The following is a 17692-nucleotide window of genomic DNA, read 5'->3' on the forward strand; positions in this document are numbered from 1 at the left end:
ACGGCACCACACACGACGCGCGCTGCGCTCCAATCGTCGTAGTACGCGCGGGCATCATTTATCGGCGGCGCTATCGACAATGAACGCAATTCTCCTTGACCTCGTGCAGGAAGAGGGAATGCGCTGGCGTGGAGGTCATGATGAAAACCTGGTTGAGCCTGTACGCGGCGCGGCGCGGTTCGGTTGCCGCGCTGTGCGTGAGCGCGGTCCTCGGCTGTGAGCGCGCGCCACGGTCGAGCCCTGCCCACGCCGCCCCGGCGCAGCTGCCATCGCCGCCGGCGCCGGCCGGGCGATCGCCGGCGCGCGCTCCGTCCGGCGACCAGACCCCAGGGAGCGCCGCAGCTTCGGCGCAGCCGCCGGCCGCGGCGACGAGCCCGGCGGACGGCGCAGGGCGATCCGAGGCCGGCGCGAGCGCGGCAGCCGCCTGCGGTCGCTGCGACGGCGGCCTCGAGTGCATGGTCGTGGGCGATGTGGCTCGCTGCGTGGAGCCGCTCGACTTCGAGGCCCTGCACGATCGCGAACGCTGGCAGGGGCGCTGGGTGGGTATCCGCGCCCGCTACTTGCCCCTGCAAAGGAGCTGCACGAAAATGGACTGCCCATCTGACGGATGCTGCAACAAATGCACGGCCGGATTCCTGGCCTTCAGCTCGAGCAGCGGGAGTGTCACACCGCTCCGCAACGGCGCCCGGCTGTCGTGTGCCGCCAGCATGGACTGCGAGCACAAGTGCGGCATGAGCCCCGGCCACTACGATGTGATCGGCAAGCTCTCGTCGGCCAGCCAGGACGGCAAGCACGACGGGCACTGGATGCTCGAGGTCCTCGCGATTCAGGCTGCGGGCACGTAGCCGCCCGACACGTGCCGAGACGTGCGGCGACGGCATCTGGAGCGGGCCCGGGGAGGGCTCGGGACTGCGGGGGCCCGACTGCCGTCCCTGCGAATCGCCGGCGTGCACGCTCGGCGACCTCCGCCTAGCGCGCGTCGTGCTCGCGCCAGAACGCGAACGCCTCGTCCAGGTAGATCTCCTTCGCCCCGTGGCCGACCGGGTGCTCGGCGACGCGCACGGGCCAGCCCGCGCCGCGCAGGACGCCGGCGAGTGCGCGGGCCGATCTTCCCACCGAGTCGTGGGCGCCGAAGCCGATGTAGAACGGCCTGGGCGCCAGCGTCGCGAGCTCGGGCGTCGCCTGGCCTCCGCCGCCGGACATCGCGCCGAAGCCGTCGGCGTCGATGCCGCCGCGCAGCGCGAGCGCCGCGGCGAAGAACGCGCCCGACGACGAGCCGGCGACGTACACCCGCGAGAACGAGACGCCCGCGATCTCCTCCAGCTTGCGCCGCTTCTCCGCGAACGCCGCCACGAACGCGGCGGCGTGCTTCTCGTACGCCGGCCCGCCCGTCGGCCAGCCCCACCAGCTCGCGTACCCCTTCGGCGCGAGGCCGACCTTGCCGCGCGGCATCAGGGCGGCGACGCCCGCTCGTCGGGACGCGCGCGACACGACCGTCTCGAAGTTGGTCTTCTGCTGGCTCTCCTTCCCCGGCGGGACGATCCCGTGCAGGTAGATGAGCAGCGTGCGCGTCGGCGCGTCGGGCAGCACGTAGCAGGCCTCCTCGTCGAGCGCGTCGACGCCGTCGATGCACCAGTCCGACTCGACCCGCGGCGGGCGCGCGCGCGGCCAAGGCGCCTGCTCGGGCTGCGCGCTCGTGGCCGGGGCGGCAGCCGGGATCGGCGGCGGCGCCGGGCCGGGCTCCGCAGGCGCGAGCGCGCCCCCGTCACGCACGAGCGCGCGCCCGCGCCTCGGAGCGTCTGCCGCGCTGTTGCACGCGCACGGGACGACGAGGGCAACGATCGCGGTGAGCTGCCCCGCGATCCGCCGCGCGGCCGATCCAGCGGACGGCCCCCTGGCGCGAAGGCCAGGGCCGCCCAGCGCGCCGCTCGCCGAAGGCCAGCCCATCACCCCGCCCGCGCGTCGCTCACCGCGATCAGCGCCCCGAGCGCCGCCGCGCACACCGTCTCGGTGCGCAGCGTCAGCGCGCCGAGGCGCACGCGCTCGAACCCGAGCGCCGCGCACACGCCGAGCTCCTCCGGCGTGAACCCGCCCTCCGGACCGACAGCGAACGCCGCCTCCATGCCCGGCACGAGCGCGGCGAGCCGCGCGCCGAGCGGCGTCTCCGCGTAGGGATCCAGGCACATCCCCAGCGCGCCCCCCTCCCCCGCCCGCGCCTCCGCGAGCGCCGCCGCGAGGCTCATCGGCGCGTCCACCCGCGGCGCGTCCCCGCGCCCGCACTGGCGCGCCGCCTCGACCGCGATCCGGCGCCAGCGCTGGCTCCTGTCCTCGCCCGGCCGCGCCACGCTGCGCGCCGAGATCGCCGGGATGATCCGCGTCGCCCCGAGCTCGGTCGCGTCGCGCACCACCGCATCCATCTTGTCGCCCTTGCCGACCGCCTGGATCCACGTCACCCGCCGGCCAGGCCGCACCGCGGCCGGGCGGGGCGCGTCGATGCGCGCCTCCGCGCTCCGCCGGCCGATCGACTCGAGCGTGGCGTCCGCCTCGACCCCGAGCTCCGGATCGAACACGACGAACCGATCCCCCTCGCGGAGGCGGTGCACCCGCACGACGTAGCTCGCAGCCTCCGGCGGCAGCGCGATCACGCCCGCCGCGATCGACCCGAGCGGCACCCGCAGGATCCCCGGGCCGCTCATCCCGACGCGGACGCCGCGCCGTCCGGCGCGCGGAACAGGAGCGCCACCCAGCCCTCACCGCCCGCGTCGCCCCGCGTCGCCCCACGATCGCCGCGCGGCGACGCGGGATCCGGCCGGGTCGCGACGTGCGCGAGCGGGCGCGGCAGCGAGGTGTACCGCGCCACGAGATCGTCCCGCTCGCCCTCGAGGATGCCCGACAGGATCAGCCAGCCGCCCGGCGCGAGCACGCGCGCGAGTTCGGGCCCGAGCGGCCGGAGCACCCGCGCCTCGATGTTCGCGACCACCCACGGGAACTGCCGCGTCACCTGCTCGACGACGCCGGCGCTCGCCGCGATGCGGCCCTCGAGGCCGTTGCGCGCCGCGTTCTCGAGGACCACCTCGATCACGTCGTCGTCGTTGTCGATCGCGACCGCCCGCTCCGCCCCGAGCAGCAGCGCGGCCAGCGCGAGGATGCCGCTGCCCGTGCCCACGTCGAGGATCTCGCGGCCGCGGAGCTCGGCCGCGTGCTCGTCGAGCAGCTCCGCGACGAGCGCGGTCGTCGCGTGGAGGCCCGTGCCGAACGCCCTCCCCGGCTCGAGCAGGAGCACCCGCTCGCCCTCGCGCGGCGCCCCGCGCTCGATCCACGGCGGCACGACCGTGATCGTGGGCGTCAGCGCGAACGGCGCGAAGTGCTCCTTCCACGCGTCGCGCCAGGCGTCGCCCACCACCTCCTCGAGCCGCGCGGCGAGCGGCGGCGAGAGCTCCCCGAGCGCCGCGATCGCCGCCTCCGCCTCGCCGTGATCCTCGAAGCTCGCGACGAGCGTCACCTGGCCCGAGCGCGCGCCGCGCACGAGCGTCTGCTCGTCGCGCTGCTCGACGCCGGTGGCGCCCAGCTCGAAGAGCGCGGCGCCGATCTCGTCGGCCTCGGGCTCGGGGACATCGACTGCAACGAACGGGTATCGAGGCTCCACCTGGCTTGCTCCGTGACGTGCCGCCGGCCTGAAGAGCGGCGGCGGCGCGGCCGGGAGCCTAACGAAATTCGCCCTCCTCCGCTCCGCCGATCGCGCGGAAGTCCTGGAGCGCACGGAGCATTTCCGCGCGCGAGCACATCCCCCGTCTCCGCCGCTCTACCGCCCCACGTAGCGGCGGCGCGCCGGGACCGAGACGAGCACCTCGGAGCGCGACGGCGGCGGCGGAACGCGCTCGCCGTCGTGAAGCACCATCGCGGTGAGGCGCCCCCCGTAGACGGCGCCCGTGTCGATCCCTGTCGCCCACGCGTGCATCTGCGGCTCGCTGCGCGCGTTGTGGCCGAACACCACGTGCGGCGGACCCTGGTAGGTCTGGCCCCACAGCGTCTTGCCCCCGCGACGCTCGACCGGCTCGCCGTAGCGGCCGAGACAGCGCACGTACATCAACGTGTGCGGATCTTGCCGCTCGATCGGCAGCCCGGGGATCAGCCCCGCATGGACGACGCGGAGCCCGTGCTCCGGCAGATCCAGCCAGTACGGCAGCGTCTCGAGCCAGGCCCAGTCGCGCTTGCGCAGCTGCTGCGCGGTCTCCCTCGAGAGCTCCCCCAGCGGCTCGCCGCGAGGATCGCTGCGCCCGGCGCGCCACCGGAGCAGCCGATCCTCGTGGTTGCCCCGCACCGAGATCGCGCCGATTTCCCGGAGCAAATCGAGCGTTCCGCACGGATCCGGACCGCGCACGATCATGTCCCCGACCATGACCACCCGATCGCCCGACGCGAAGCCGACGTGCTCGATCAGCCGCGCCAGCTCATCCCGGCAGCCGTGGACGTCACCGATGAGGATCGTGCGCGGCATCGCACACCCAACGTAGCAGGGACGCCCGGTCCAGGGGGCTCTCCAGGCCCCCGCCCCCCCGAGCCCGGCACGGCCGCGACGCCCCTCGTCCAGCGGAGGCGCGCACCGGAGCCGGGCGCCACGAGCGGCATTTTTCCTGTAATTACCGATACTTGGAAATGCCCATCGGCCTCCGCCGTCGCTGCCGGGCGGGCGGGCTGATCGGGCGCGGGGCCCGGCGCGGCGCGCCGGCGGCCCCGGTCAGGCGCGTTACGGAGAGTCGATCTTCGCGCGTTTCGGGATGACGACGATCCCGCCCTCGCTGACGAACCACTTCTTGCGGTCCTCCTCGAGGTTGAAGCCAATCTCGGCGCCGGCGGGGATCTCGACGTCCTTGTCGATGATGCAGCGGCGGAGCTTGACGTGGCGCCCGATCTTCACGTCCTCGAACAGCACGCACTCCTCGATGTGGCTGAAGGAGTTCACGCGGACCCGGTTCGAGAGCACGCTCCGGTGGATCCGGCCGCCGGAGATGATGCACCCGAGCGAGACCAGGCTGTCGGTCGCGATGCCGACGCGCGCGTTCGCCTCGTCGCGGAAGACGAACTTGGCGGGCGGATCGTGGCTGATGCCCGTCCGGATCGGCCAGCGCGGGTTGTAGAAGTTGAACGCCGGCTGGATGCTGACCAGATCCATCTGGGCCGCCCAGTACGCGTCGATCGTCCCGATGTCGCGCCAGTACCCCGCGCCCTCGTCCTCGCCGGGGACGCGGTTCTCGTGGAAATCGTAGACGTAGACGCGGCTGCCGCTCTGCACCATCCGCGGGATGATGTCGCGCCCGAAATCGTGCGCGCTGTCCTCGGTCGCGGCGTCCTGCTCGAGGACGTCGAGCAGCGCCGGCGTCTTGAAGATGTAGTTGCCCATCGACGCGAGGCACATGCCCGGCCTGCCCGGCATGCTCGGCGGATCCTGCACCTTCTCGTGGAAGGCGATGATGCGCCCCGCCTCGTCGCACTCGATGACGCCGAAGGACCGCGCTTCCTCCTTCGTCACCGGGATGGCGGCCACCGTCACCTCGGCGTCGCGCTCCAGGTGATCGTGCAGCATCTGGCGCACGTCCATCTTGTACACGTGGTCGCCGCCGAAGATGCAGAGGTGCTCGGGCGACTCGTCCGTGATGACGTGCTGGGTCTGGTAGACGGCGTCGGCCGACCCCTTGAACCAGCTCTTGCCCGTGCGCTGCTGCGCCGGGACGGTCTCGATGAAGCTGTCGAGCATCGGCGACAGGCGCCAGGCTCGGGCGATGTGCTCGTCTAGCGACGCGCTCTTGTACTGCGTGAGGATCTTGATTCGGTGCAGGCCGGAGTTGACGAAGTTCGACAGGACGATGTCGATGATCCGGTAGCGGCCGCCGAACGGCACGGCCGGCTTCGCCCGGTCGTGCGTCAGCGGGCCGAGCCGCCGGCCTTCACCGCCAGCGAGGATCATCACCAAAACCTTCGACGCTTCGAAAGCGGCGCGCAGGGTCGTCTCGCGCATGGGACGGAGAGGGTACTCGATCGATGTTGCGAGCGCGAAGAGCGGAAACGCGTCCTTCGCGGTTTCGAGGTAACCCGGGGGACCTCCTGGCGCGCGCGCGCGGCGCCTCCCGGGCGCCCTGAGCGCCTCGGCGCGCTCCCCCTTTCCGGCCCCGCGACGGGCTGCATCGACCGGGGGACGTCGCCCGCCGCCGCGATGCGCCGCCGCATGGCCGCCCGATGAAGAGAGGGGACGTTCCCGTTTCTCTTTACGATCTGCTGGCGGCCGTGTTAGCCGTTTCCGCCGCCGCGCGCGCATGCGAGAGGCGCCTGATCCGCACGCGGTGCACCGCTGTCCGGAGGCTACTCCAGCGCTGGATCTTTCCTGCCGGATGTGCCCGTCACGTTGACCTTGGAGATGCCATGAACGTCCGATTCGGTCGAACCCTCGCCGCTGCCATCCTCCTCGTCCTCGTCGCGGGCACTTCAGGGTGCGGAACGGACGAGCAGCCCTACCAGGCCAAGCCCGCATTCAGCGGCCGGAAGCCGACCCTGCCCGCGGTGCCGACGCTCCCCGCGAAGAACAAGAAGCAGGGCGACGCCTACACGGTGTGGGGCGTCACGCACGATCTCCGGAGCCGCGTCCATTTCGAGGACGTGAACGGCAAGAAGCTCTCGATCATCGGTTACATCGTCAAGACGAACCTCCAGGACGCCCCGACCTGTGCCGTCCACAAGACGGGCAAGGGCGACCCGCCCGACTGCAAGGCGCCGGTCCCGAGCTTCGCGATCGCCGACGAGAAGGGCGAGACGAAGGACGTGATCGAGGTGATGGGCTGGGCCTCGAACTTCGCGCAGATCTACAGCATGATCGAGGCGATCGACAAGGCGCCGCGCGGCAAGGAGACCGAGGCGAAGCTCACCGACGAGTTCTGGGGTCAGGAGCTGCCGAACCCGATCCCGGCGGTCGGCGCGAAGGTGAAGGTCACCGGCACCTACGGCGTGACGTTCACGAAGTCGACCGGCGGCGCCGCGGCCAACCCGAAGTACGGCATCCTGTCGGCGGAGCAGATCGAGTACCTCGAGCCGCCGCCCGAGAAGGCCACCCTCCCCGGCATGAAGCGCAGGCCCTGACGCCCCCGCCACGCCGCAGCGGGCGCCGCCTCACGTGAGGATGGAGCGGATCCCGCTGCCCGGCTCGGCCGCCGCCGACTCGAAGATGGCGTCGATAAGGAGCCGCCGCATCGGCGGGTCGTGCGCCTCCCGGGCATCGATGCGCACAAGCGAGGCCGGCGCCTGGCGGATGAGCGAATCGAACGACGCCGGCTCGAACCGGTACAGGTCCTCCGTCACGAGGACCGCGTAGGGCTGCGACGCCGCGATCGTCGGCCGGAGCGAGCGCAGATCGCATTCGCGCACAGCGACGCCGAGCCGCGCCCCAACCTCCCGGCACACGGCGACGAACTCGGCAGGACAGCCGGCAACGATCACGAGCGGAATGGGCGGCGCGCTCGGGACCACGGCCTTGCGCGGCTTCGTACCGTCCTCCATACGCGCCTCCACGTAGGCCATGACTTGACTACGCCTGCAAGGGAATTGTTCCAGCAGACACCACGGCGCGCGCGGCCTCCCGGCGCGCCGCCCCGGCGCTCAACGCGCGCCGATCCCGTGCTGCACGTGCCACCCCCGGCCCTCCTCCACGCCGATGAAGCGGATCCGCCCGGACCGCTCCATGTCGTCGACAAGCTCCTCCGCCTCGAGCTGCGAGATGTCGATCCGGTCGCAGAGCACGTCCCGGAAGTGCGTCTTGCCCTGCACGTAGTCCGCGTCGATCAGCGAACCCAGCGCGCCCGCCAGGATCTCGGCCGCCAGGTCGAGCGCCACCACGGGCGTGACCACGGTCTCGGCGGTCGTGCGGACGCTCTCGTCCGTCGTCTGGACCGCCGCGTCGCCCATCGTGACGCTCTCGTCCCCGGTGATGAAGGTGCCGTACTCGACGGTGCCCCGCTCGGTCGTCATGGCTCCACCTCGTCCGCGCTCGGGCCGGTCCGGAGACCGCGCCCCCACTGGCTTCCTTCCACGCTATGGAGCGGGGGAGCGCCGACCGGAAGCCGACGCCGGAGCGTCCGCGCCGGAGGCGTCGATCCCGGCGGCGATTTAAGGCAGCAGCCCGCGGGAAGATCAGGGAAGCTACCGCTCCTGCCAGGCCCATCGGCGGGGGGGGTCTGGGCCCCGAGGTCATGATGTCGTCGCCCGAGGACTCCCCTTCACGCCCGAGCCGCATGGCGGCAATACGCACGCCGATCCCGAGGGCGCAGGGGCTGATCGCGTTCCAGCTCGTCGGTCGGGTGCTGCTCCACGCGATCCTCGTCGGCGTGACGGCCGGCGTCGCCGGCTCGCTGTTCTTCGCCGCCCTCGAGCTCGCCGAGCACGAGCTCCTCGTCAGGCTCACCGGCTACGCGCCGCTCCGCGCCAAGGGCGAGTCGGTGCTCTCGGGCGCGTTCACCGGGCCGTTCCGGCCCTGGCTCGTCTTCGTGCTGCCGGCCCTCGGCGCCCTCGCCGGCGGGCTGCTCACGGCGAAGCTCGCGCCCGAGACCCGCGGCGGCGGCGGCGACGCCTTCATCAACGCGTTCCATCAGCTGGGCGGCAACATGCGCCGCCGCGTCCCGGTGGTGAAGGCGCTCGCCTCGATCTTCACGCTCGGCTGCGGCGGGTCCGGCGGGCGCGAGGGGCCGACCATGCAGATCGGCGGCGCGATCGGCTCGATCATCGGGCGCGCCCTCCGGGTGGGCCCGCGCGAGCGGCGGATCCTGCTCATCGCGGGCGCCGCCGCCGGCATGTCGGCCGTGTTCCGGACGCCGCTCGGGGCCGCGCTCCTCGCCGTCGAGGTGCTGCACCGCGACGACTTCGAGGCCGACGCGCTCGTGCCCTCCATCCTCGCGAGCGTCGTCTCCTACTCGGTCTTCATCTACTTCTTCGGCGAGTCGACCCTCTTCGCGCACGCGCCCCGCTACCCGTTCATCCCGGGGCACCTCCCCCTCTACGCCGCCCTCGCGCTCGTCGTCTCGCTCGTGGCCACGCTGTTCCTCCGGACGCTGCACACGGTGGAGCACACGATGCACCGGATCCGGCTGCCGATCTGGGCGAAGCCCGCGCTCGGCGGCCTCGCGCTCGGCGCGCTCGTGACCCCGCTGATCATGCTCCTCGGGCCGCGCTTCGACCGGCCGGGGCAGGGCTTCGGGCTGCTGGGCGCGGGGTACGGCGCGGCCCAGGTCGCGATCACGGGCGCCTCCTGGATGCCGAGCGGGTGGACGGCAGTGCAGCTCCTGGTCGTGCTGCTCGCCACAAAGATCGTCGCGACCTCGCTCACCGTGGGCTCGGGCGGCAGCGCGGGCGACTTCGGCCCGTCGCTCGTGCTCGGCGCCCTCACGGGCGGGGCCTTCGGGCGCGCGGCGGAGCTCCTCCTCGGCGATCCGCGCATCGACCCCGGCGCGTTCGCGCTCGTCGGGATGGGCACGTTCTACGGAGGCATCGCGCACGTGCCGATCGCCTCGCTCGTCATGGTCTGCGAGCTCGCCGGCAGCTACGACCTGCTCGTGCCGCTCATGCTGTGCGAGGGCATCGCCTTCGTGGCGCTCCGGCACAGCACCCTGTACCGCGCGCAGATGGCGACGAAGCGCGAGTCGCCGGCGCACCGGGACGAGCTCATCGTCGACGTGCTCCGCAGCATCCGCGTCGCCGACATCGTCATCCGCAGCCGTCCTTTCGTCTCGTTCGAGGCGCGGTCGCCCGCCGCGGTCGTCGTCGAGCGCATCGCGGCGTGCGAGTGGCAGGACACCTTCCCGGTGCTCTCCGAGGACGGCAAGGTCATCGGCACCATCGACGCCGAGATCCTCCGCGCCACCGCGACGAGCCCCGAGCTGTCGGGGCTCGCGATCGCGCACGACATGATGACGAGCCCCGCCTCGGTCAGCGAGACCGCGGACCTGCACCGCGCGCTCCAGGTGCTGCTGGAGCTCCGCGTGCGCGAGCTCCTGGTCACCGACCTCGAGGGCAAGATCGTCGGCATCCTGGACGAATCCGACATCACGCGCGCCTACCACGACGCCACGGCGCAGCTGGAAGGGTCGCCGCAGTAGGAGGGACGACCGCCCCCTGCGCGCCGCTGGCGCCCGCCGAGCGCGTCGCCCGGGGCACGCTCCCCGGGAGAAGGCCAGCTTTTCGGCGTCCGCGCGGCCGCGCCGCGAACGCCCGGGCTTCACGAATGCACGCGCGCGGATGTCCTGGTCGCGCCGCGCGCCCGATCACAGTGTCGGGCGCAATGCCCGCGAGCAGGGCCCCCGCCCGGTTTCGGGAGTCTCCTGAGGTAGCAATCTTGGATTCCACGCAGCGACGGACCCCGGAGCGTGGGGGATACTCTGGTTCATCCCTGGAATTCGATCCGGAGAGCGCGCGGGGGAGATGGGCATGCTTGTCGATACTCTCGGAGGTCGGACGGTGCGGCGCAACGCAGAGGTACGAACACGCTCGAGCGCGCCGAACAGCCGCGCCAAGCTCGTGGTTGTCGTCGACGATGAGCCAAGCATCCAGGAGGTCGTGAGCATGATCCTGGAGAGCGAGGGCGGCTACGAGGTGCGCTGCGCCTCGAACGGCGAGGAGGCGCTGGCGCTGCTCGACCAGATCGCGCCGCCGGACCTGCTCGTCGTCGACATCATGATGCCGGTGATGGACGGCTGGGGCCTGCTCACGGCGCTCCGGCACAACGAGAAGACCGCGCGTATACCAGTCATTGTTTCATCCGCGTCTTCAAAACATGACGCGACGAGCCTCGGTGTCGCGCGCGTGCTCCCCAAGCCGATCGACTACGACGCGTTTCTGGCCGCGGTCGACGAGCTCACGCATTGCAGAGAGCGTCAGATCCTCAGCGCCGAGTAGCCCCCCCGCCGCTCGCGGAAGCGCGCTCCAGAAACCGCAACTGGCCCATGGACCTCGAGGGCCCGAAAGCGGTAGCTTCGCTCAAGTGTTGTTAGAGACCCCGGGTGCCGGCCTCTTCGCCGGCTACACTCCCCTCCCCGGCGCCTACGACGAGCTGTTTGGTCCCGGCGGCGCCCCTCGACCCGAGTTCCTGCGCACTGCCACGCTCCTCGGCGCGCTCGCGCCGAACGAGTTCGCGCGCGCGCAGCAGCTCGCGGAGATCGCCCTGCTCAACCAGGGCGTCACCTTCTCGGTCTACGCGGACCAGCGCGGCGCGGAGAAGATCTTCCCGCTCTGCCTCATCCCCCGGATGCTCTCCGCGGCGGACTGGGCCCACATGGAGCGCGGCCTCGAGCAGCGGGTCCGCGCGCTCGGCCTGTTCCTCGACGACATCTACGGCGACCAGCGCATCCTCCAGCAGGAGCGCATCCCCCGCGACCTCGTGCTCGGCTCGGGGCAGTACCTGAAGCAGGTCCACGGCCTGCGGCCCCCGGGCGGGGTGCGCATCCACATCGCGGGCGTCGACATCATCCGCGATCCGGCCGGGACCTTCCGCGTCCTCGAGGACAACCTCCGCACCCCGTCCGGCGTCTCCTACGTCCTGGAGAACCGGCTCATCAGCAAGCGCGTGCTGCCGCACCTGCTCGACACGGCGCGCGTCCAGCGGGTCGACCATTACCCGGCCCGCCTCGCCGAGACGCTGCGCTCGGTCTCGCCCGTGGACCCGAGCGGCACGAGCGCGGTCGTGCTCACGCCGGGGCCGTACAACTCGGCCTACTTCGAGCACAGCTTCCTCGCGCGCACGATGGGGCTGGAGCTCGTGCAGGCCCCCGACCTGTTCGTCGATCAGGATCAGGTCTTCGCCCGCACGACGCGCGGCCCGCGCCGGGTCCACGTCATCTACCGCCGCATCGACGAGGCGTTCCTCGACCCCGAGGCCTTCCGCCCCGACAGCGTGCTCGGCGTGCGCGGCCTGATGCGCGCCTACGCCGCCGGCAACGTCGCGCTCGCGAACGCGCCCGGCAACGGCGTGGCCGACGACAAGGCCGTGTACCCCTTCGTGCCGGAGATGATCCGCTACTACCTCGGCGAGGAGCCGATCCTCGATCAGGTCCCCACCTACCTGTGCATGCGCGACGGCGATCGCCGCTACGTGCTCGAGCACCTCGACGAGCTGGTCGTCAAGGCGGTGGACGAGGCCGGCGGCTACGGCATGCTCATGGGGCCGCAGTCGACCGCCGCGCAGCGGGAGGAGTTCCGCGCGCGCATCGAGGCGGCGCCGCGCCGCTACATCGCGCAGCACCGGATCGAGCTGTCGACAAGCCCCACCTGGGATCCGGCCTCCAGGGTCGCGGTCCCGCGCCGGCTCGACCTCCGCCCGTACGTGCTGACGGGCCGCGACGGCCCGTGGGTGCTGCCGGGCGGGCTCACGCGCGTCGCGCTCGTGGCCGGCTCGTACGTCGTCAACTCCAGCCAGGGCGGGGGCTCGAAGGACACGTGGGTGCTGAAGGGCCCGTGGGACGTCGAGCAGCGCGCCCCGTCGGTGGGCGCCGCGGACCCGGCCCCCGGGGCCGCGAGCAACGGCCCGCCCAGCACGCCGCCGCCCTCCGCGCCGCCGCCCTCCGACCCCCCGGAGGCCCTGTGATCTCCCGCGTCGCCGATCACTGTTTCTGGTTCGGCCGCTACCTCGAGCGGACCGAGAGCGTGGCCCGGATCCTCGCCGTCACGCAGAACCTCGCGCTCGACACCGAGCTCTCGGAGCAGCAGTGCTGGCTGCCGGTCATCATCGTGGCCGGCCAGAAGGAGCACTTCGCCGCCGAGCACGGCGAGGACGCCGCGGCCGACGGCGAGCTCGTGCAGCGCTACATGAGCTTCGACGAGGACAACACGACGAGCCTCCGCAGGTCGAGCTCCGCGGCGCGCTTCAACGCGCGGTCGATCCGCGAGGTCGTCAGCCTCGAGGCGTGGGAGACCGTCAACGAGCTCCACCTCTGGATGAACAGCGAGCAGGCGCTGGAGGAGTTCAGGTCGAGCCGCTACGCGTTCTACCGGCGCGTCCGGCAGCTCACGCAGCTCTGCCTCGGGCTCACCCAGAGCACGATGCTCCACGACGGCCCGCTCGATTTCATCTGGCTCGGCGTGCTGCTCGAGCGCGTCGGGCAGACCGCGCGCACGCTCGACGTCCACCACCACGCCCTGACCCACCTGGAGCGGCCTGCGTCGGACAGCAACGGCCAGGCGCAGGGCGGCGAGTCCAGGCAGCACCGGGTGGTCGAGACCGCGCTCTGGCTCTCGCTCCTCCGCGCCTGCTCCGGGTTCGAGCCGTTCATGAAGCTGAACCAGGGTCAGGTGAACGCGCAGGCGGTCGCACAGTTCCTCCTCTTCGAGCCCCGCTTCCCGCGCTCGATCCGGCACTGTGTGCACGCGGCGTTCGTGCGGCTCTGCGAGATCCGCCCGCCGGAGAGCGCGACGCTCCCCGGGGGCGAGAGCGTGGAGCGGCTGCACCTCTTGCACCAGTGGGTCGCCGACAGGGCGAGCGAGGCGCTCGATCCGCTCTCGGTCCACGCGGCGCTCACCCATGTGGTCGACGAGACAGCCACGATCTGCGACGGTATCGGTCGCGAGCTGCTCGGTTACGGGCCGCCCGACAGCAGCCCCTCGGTCACGAGCCAGTAACCCGACCCGCCGACGTATCCATGCCGAATCTCCTCGCGATGTCGTTCGAGGGCGAGCTCGCCCCGTGTTTCGATCTCCTCTGCCTGCGCCCCGGGGGCAGGCTGCCCGACGGCTGGGGCATCGGGTACTACCCGGGCGGCGAGCCGAGCGCCACGGTGCTGAAGGAGCCGGCGCCGCCGCAGGGGAGCATCCGCAGCGAGCTCGTGAAGGCGTGGGAGCACCTCGAGTCGTCGCTGCTCGTGCTGCACATCCGCACGGCGACGTGGGGCAGCATCAACGACGCCAACACGCAGCCGTTCAGCCGGAGCTGGGGCGGGCGCGACTGGCTGTTCGCGCACAGCGGCAGCCTTGTCGACCGGATCGAGGTCGATCCGAAGTCGCTCTTCCAGCCGGTCGGCTCGACGGACACGGAGCTCATCCTGTGCGAGCTCATGCGCTGGATGGCGTCGGAGGGCCTGCGGAGCCTCGGCGACATCGATCCTGCGGTGCTGCGCGACTGGTTCGACGAGATGAACGAGCACGGCCCGCTCACGTCGGTGCTGGCCGACGGCCGCGACCTCGTCGTCTACGCGGATCGCGATCGCGAGGGGGACGCGTTCCTGTGGGAGGTGCTGCCGCCGTACGAGCGCCTCGCGTTCGGGGACGACGACCTCGAGGTCGACCTCACCCGCCGGGGGGTCAAGAGCCGCAAGGGCGTCATCGTCTCGTCGGAGGAGCTCAAGGTCCATGCCGGGGCGCAGCCGGCGGCCTGGGCGCGCGTCCCTCCGGGCCACCTCGTGGTGCTGCGGCAGGGCGCGCTGCGGGCCACGGCGTCTCCGCGCATCGACCGGCGCCGGCCGTCCCCGTCCTCGCCGCCGCTCTCGTCGCGGCCGGTCCGGCGCCCCAAGCACGCCTCGATCCGCCGCTTCCAGGTCGTGCATCGCACGGCGTACCACTACATGACCGCGGTGGAGCGCAGCACGCACCTCCTGCGGGTGACGCCGGCGCACGACCGGCTGCAGGCGCTGCTCCACAACGAGATCGACCTGTCGGTCGAGGGCAAGCAGCGCGAGTACGACGACGTCTTCGGCAACCGCGCGCGGCGGGTGCTGCTCGAGACGCCGTTCAGGGAGCTCGTCATCGAGTCGAGGTCGCGGGTGGAGCTGCTCGACACCGATCCGCTGAGCTTCCGCCCGCTGCGCGCCCGGTCGACGATCCCGCTCGTGTGGATGCCGTGGCAGCGGCAGATCCTGCAGCCGTTCCTCCTGCCGCCGGAGCTGGCGGAGAGCGAGCTCGCGGAGCTCAGCGAGTACGCGATGACCTTCGTCGAGCGGAACGACTACGACCTGCTCGACACGCTGCTCGACCTGAACGCGTCGATCTACGAGGAGTACGAGTACAAGCAGGGGGCGACGAACCTGTCCACGACGGCGTTCGACGTCTACGCGAACCGCCGCGGCGTGTGCCAGGACTTCGCGAACCTGTTCATCTGCCTGACGCGGCTGCTCGGCGTGCCGTCGCGCTACGTGTGCGGCTACATCTACACGGGGCCGAAGCACGAGAACCACCGGCAGAGCGAGGCGTCGCACGCCTGGGCGCAGGTGTATCTGCCCGAGATCGGGTGGAAGGGGTTCGACCCGACGAACGGGATCCTGACGCAGACCGACCACATCCGCGTCGCGGTCGGGCGCAACTACGTGGACGCGACGCCGACCTCGGGCACCATCTTCGTGGGGGGTGGCGCCGAGCGCCTCGAGGTCGACGTGCGGGTCGAGCCGATCGATTGAGGGAGAGCGCGGCTCAGGGCCGCGTGGCGATCCAGTAGAGGAGCGCGGTCCGGCTGAGGCCGTCGTCGAGCACGGTCTGCTCCTGTGCCTCGGCCCAGGCCACCTCCTTGTCGACGGTCGCGTGCGCCGCGATCAGGAAGGCGTTCCAGGCGTCGTCCGGTCCGCTCATGGCAGCTTCCATCGCCGGCCAGGTGTCCGTGATCCACGTCTTGGAGAGGAGCGACTCCGAGATGGGGGTGATCGGGAGCACCTGGATGCCATAGACGTACTCCGGGTTCGGCCCGAACCACGTCCCGAAGTCGGCCTTCGTGGACCAGAGGACGCCGACGGCGCCGTTGTCCTTGAATGGCACATCGTAGACGGTGCTGTCCGAGGTGACCTGCCAGTACGTCTGCGCCGAGGCCGTCTCCAGGGCGAGGAGCACCCGGCCGATGTTCTTCACGTCGTCGTTCTCGAGCGCGTCGCCGAGCAGCTGCATGCTGTACCAGGCGTGGACGGCCTCGGACGTCGACTCCTGGTTACGGCCGTCCGCGAACGGGAACAACCCCGAAGCCCAGGAGTGCCCCCTGTACCAATCCATGCTGCGGAACGGCGTGAAACTCGTGTCCTTGGTGCTCGGGTTCGCGATGTCGCGGACGAGCCAGAGGGCCTTGTCGCCGTACTCGTCGCGCCAGTTCGCGTCGTACTTCGCCAGGACGGCCGCGGCGTAGAGGAAGTAGCCGTAGTGGAAGTGGTGATCGTTGTAATACCCCTGGCCGAAGTCGGCGGTCTCGTCCGCCAGGCCGTTGGTCGTCACGAGGCCGCCCCAGGTCGTGTCATAGACGAGGGGGTTCGCGTTCTCGCCGTTGAGCCACGGGTTGAGGTGCGACTTGAGCCGCGCCCTGAGCTCCTCGGCGAGATCCGCCTTGCCGACCACCTCGGCGATCTGCGCGAGGCGCGCGAGCTTCGCGATCTGCTTGCCCCCGAGATAGGGGTTCGTGCCGACGACCGCCTGGTCGGGCGTGAACGTCCTGTCGTCCTCGAGGGCGTCCACCAGGGCGTCGCCCCACTCGTCCGAGGCGCGGCGCGGCGCGTCCCAGCCGATCGTGCTGAGCGGGTACACGAGCTCCCAGGTCGCGCCGGAGACTCCCGTCATCTTCCCGATCACGGTCGGATACGAGATGTCTGCGGTCTGCAGCTTGTCGAGGTGCTTCATGTGGTGCGGCAGGGCCATGGTCAGGAGATCACCCTCCCCTTCCGTCCTCCAGACGAAGCGCACCGAGGCGGTGTCCTCCTTGACCGACGCCTCGATGTCGCCGCCGACAGGGATGACGGCGGCGTGCTCGTCGAGCTCGGCCGCGGCGTTCGGCCCCGGCACAAGCGCGAGGCGGAGCGAGCCCTCGTACTTCTCGTCAGCCGCCATGGAGAGGGCGTCCCACTCGAGGGTGATCTCGGGGAACGCATAGAGGACCCACTTCTGGCCGTTGTTGAGGGAGATCTCGAATCGATCCCCCGTGACCTCGGTGGGGCTCGTGGACTCGCCGTTGACCTCGGTGATCGCCACGCCGTCGCCGACGCGCACGGAGGGCCGGAGCCCGGCGTACGTGGTCGTCACGTACGGCATCCCGTAGACGATGGGCGCCGTCATGGTGCCGCCCTGCGCCGTCCACGCCACGGTGACCGACAGGAGATCGTACGACGTGACCGCATGGCTGGAGAAGGCCTCGCGCGCGCTGAGGCCGAACTGCGACACATCGGCCGTCGTGACGGCCGTGCTGTTCACCACGACGGGCGGCCGGGCGACCGACAGGGCCTGTCCGAGCGCCTTGAGGTCGTACGGCGCGGCGTTGATCCGCTGATCGCCGTCGCCGAGCACGAAGTTCATCCAGGTGGCGTTCGTGGCGCGCGGGGCCCTGGAGCCGGCCAGGGCGGCGCCCGGATCGAGCGGGTGCTGCGCCTGCTCGAACTCCGGCTCGACGGTCGACAGCGCCTTGCCGCGGTCGAGGTCCCACGTCTCGATCGGCACGCCGCCGGAGCCGCCCTCGCCCCCCGCGCCGCCCTCGCCGCCGCCGCCCCCGTCGTTGTTGACCGGCGGCGGCGGAGGAGGGTCATCGCCGCCGCAGGCGACGATCGCGCCGAGGCAACTCAGCAAAGTGAAAGTCCGTAGCATCGGATGCTTCAAAATCATTCTCCTGCTCCCTCGCTCCAGCGCTCATCGCTCCATCTGATGTGAAGCGGATCGAGAGATGAGCCCTGGCGTCGTGGTATTTTCATCGATCTGCAAGCAACGGAGCAAGATTCTT

General features: G+C 71.5%; 15 protein-coding genes. 7 read left to right on the forward strand and 8 right to left on the reverse strand.

Annotated elements, in window-relative coordinates:
* Positions 1-140 precede the first annotated feature (140 nt).
* Positions 141-845 (forward strand): hypothetical protein, encoded by a 705-nt coding sequence (locus tag WMF28_RS35330; RefSeq protein WP_437597927.1) that lies wholly within the window; start codon positions 141-143, stop codon positions 843-845.
* A gap of 124 nt (positions 846-969) precedes the next feature.
* On the opposite strand, the gene WMF28_RS35335 is transcribed toward WMF28_RS35330, so the two are convergent.
* The 5 genes from WMF28_RS35335 to glgC form a co-directional block, all read right to left on the reverse strand.
* Complete coding sequence (locus tag WMF28_RS35335) at positions 970-1947, reverse strand: hypothetical protein (RefSeq protein ID WP_437597928.1); 978 nt, start codon at positions 1945-1947, stop codon at positions 970-972.
* On the reverse strand, positions 1947-2696 hold the full coding sequence (locus WMF28_RS35340) for an RsmE family RNA methyltransferase (protein ID WP_437597929.1): 750 nt from the start codon (positions 2694-2696) through the stop codon (positions 1947-1949). Before WMF28_RS35340 ends, WMF28_RS35335 begins: the two co-directional genes overlap by 1 nt.
* Positions 2693-3646: a 50S ribosomal protein L11 methyltransferase gene (locus tag WMF28_RS35345; protein WP_437597930.1), complete on the reverse strand. Its 954-nt coding sequence runs from the start codon at positions 3644-3646 to the stop codon at positions 2693-2695. Before WMF28_RS35345 ends, WMF28_RS35340 begins: the two co-directional genes overlap by 4 nt.
* Before the next feature lie 156 nt (positions 3647-3802).
* Positions 3803-4498: a metallophosphoesterase gene (locus WMF28_RS35350; protein ID WP_437597931.1), complete on the reverse strand. Its 696-nt coding sequence runs from the start codon at positions 4496-4498 to the stop codon at positions 3803-3805.
* Between the two features lie 249 nt (positions 4499-4747).
* Complete coding sequence (gene glgC, locus WMF28_RS35355; protein ID WP_437597932.1) at positions 4748-6016, reverse strand: glucose-1-phosphate adenylyltransferase; 1269 nt, start codon at positions 6014-6016, stop codon at positions 4748-4750.
* Between the two features lie 401 nt (positions 6017-6417).
* On the opposite strand from glgC, the gene WMF28_RS35360 reads away from it, so the two are divergent.
* Positions 6418-7128, forward strand: coding sequence for a hypothetical protein (locus tag WMF28_RS35360; protein ID WP_437597933.1), 711 nt, complete (start codon positions 6418-6420; stop codon positions 7126-7128).
* Between the two features lie 30 nt (positions 7129-7158).
* On the opposite strand, the gene WMF28_RS35365 is transcribed toward WMF28_RS35360, so the two are convergent.
* Positions 7159-7545, reverse strand: coding sequence for a hypothetical protein (locus tag WMF28_RS35365; protein WP_437597934.1), 387 nt, complete (start codon positions 7543-7545; stop codon positions 7159-7161).
* Positions 7546-7644: 99 nt separating this feature from the next.
* On the reverse strand, positions 7645-8013 hold the full coding sequence (locus tag WMF28_RS35370) for a hypothetical protein (RefSeq protein WP_437597935.1): 369 nt from the start codon (positions 8011-8013) through the stop codon (positions 7645-7647).
* 263 nt (positions 8014-8276) lie between these two features.
* On the opposite strand from WMF28_RS35370, the gene WMF28_RS35375 reads away from it, so the two are divergent.
* The 5 genes from WMF28_RS35375 (at position 8277) to WMF28_RS35395 (ending at position 15410) form a co-directional block, all read left to right on the forward strand.
* Positions 8277-10133 carry a chloride channel protein gene (locus tag WMF28_RS35375; protein ID WP_437597936.1) on the forward strand — a complete coding sequence of 619 codons (1857 nt, stop codon included), beginning with the start codon at positions 8277-8279 and terminating at the stop codon, positions 10131-10133.
* Between the two features lie 328 nt (positions 10134-10461).
* Positions 10462-10929: a response regulator gene (locus WMF28_RS35380; RefSeq protein WP_129579215.1), complete on the forward strand. Its 468-nt coding sequence runs from the start codon at positions 10462-10464 to the stop codon at positions 10927-10929.
* A gap of 85 nt (positions 10930-11014) precedes the next feature.
* Positions 11015-12613: a circularly permuted type 2 ATP-grasp protein gene (locus WMF28_RS35385; RefSeq protein WP_437597937.1), complete on the forward strand. Its 1599-nt coding sequence runs from the start codon at positions 11015-11017 to the stop codon at positions 12611-12613.
* Positions 12610-13644 carry an alpha-E domain-containing protein gene (locus tag WMF28_RS35390; protein WP_437597938.1) on the forward strand — a complete coding sequence of 345 codons (1035 nt, stop codon included), beginning with the start codon at positions 12610-12612 and terminating at the stop codon, positions 13642-13644. Before WMF28_RS35385 ends, WMF28_RS35390 begins: the two co-directional genes overlap by 4 nt.
* A gap of 20 nt (positions 13645-13664) precedes the next feature.
* Positions 13665-15410, forward strand: coding sequence for a class II glutamine amidotransferase (locus tag WMF28_RS35395; RefSeq protein ID WP_437597939.1), 1746 nt, complete (start codon positions 13665-13667; stop codon positions 15408-15410).
* Positions 15411-15423: 13 nt separating this feature from the next.
* Here the strand turns inward: WMF28_RS35395 and WMF28_RS35400 are convergent, their stop codons facing one another.
* Entirely contained in the window at positions 15424-17541 is a 2118-nt protein-coding gene (locus WMF28_RS35400; RefSeq protein WP_437597940.1) for a glycosyl hydrolase, read from the reverse strand.
* Positions 17542-17692: the final 151 nt, after the last annotated feature.

Source organism: Sorangium sp. So ce590, assembly GCF_051521365.1.
Taxonomy (GTDB): domain Bacteria; phylum Myxococcota_A; class Polyangia; order Polyangiales; family Polyangiaceae; genus Sorangium.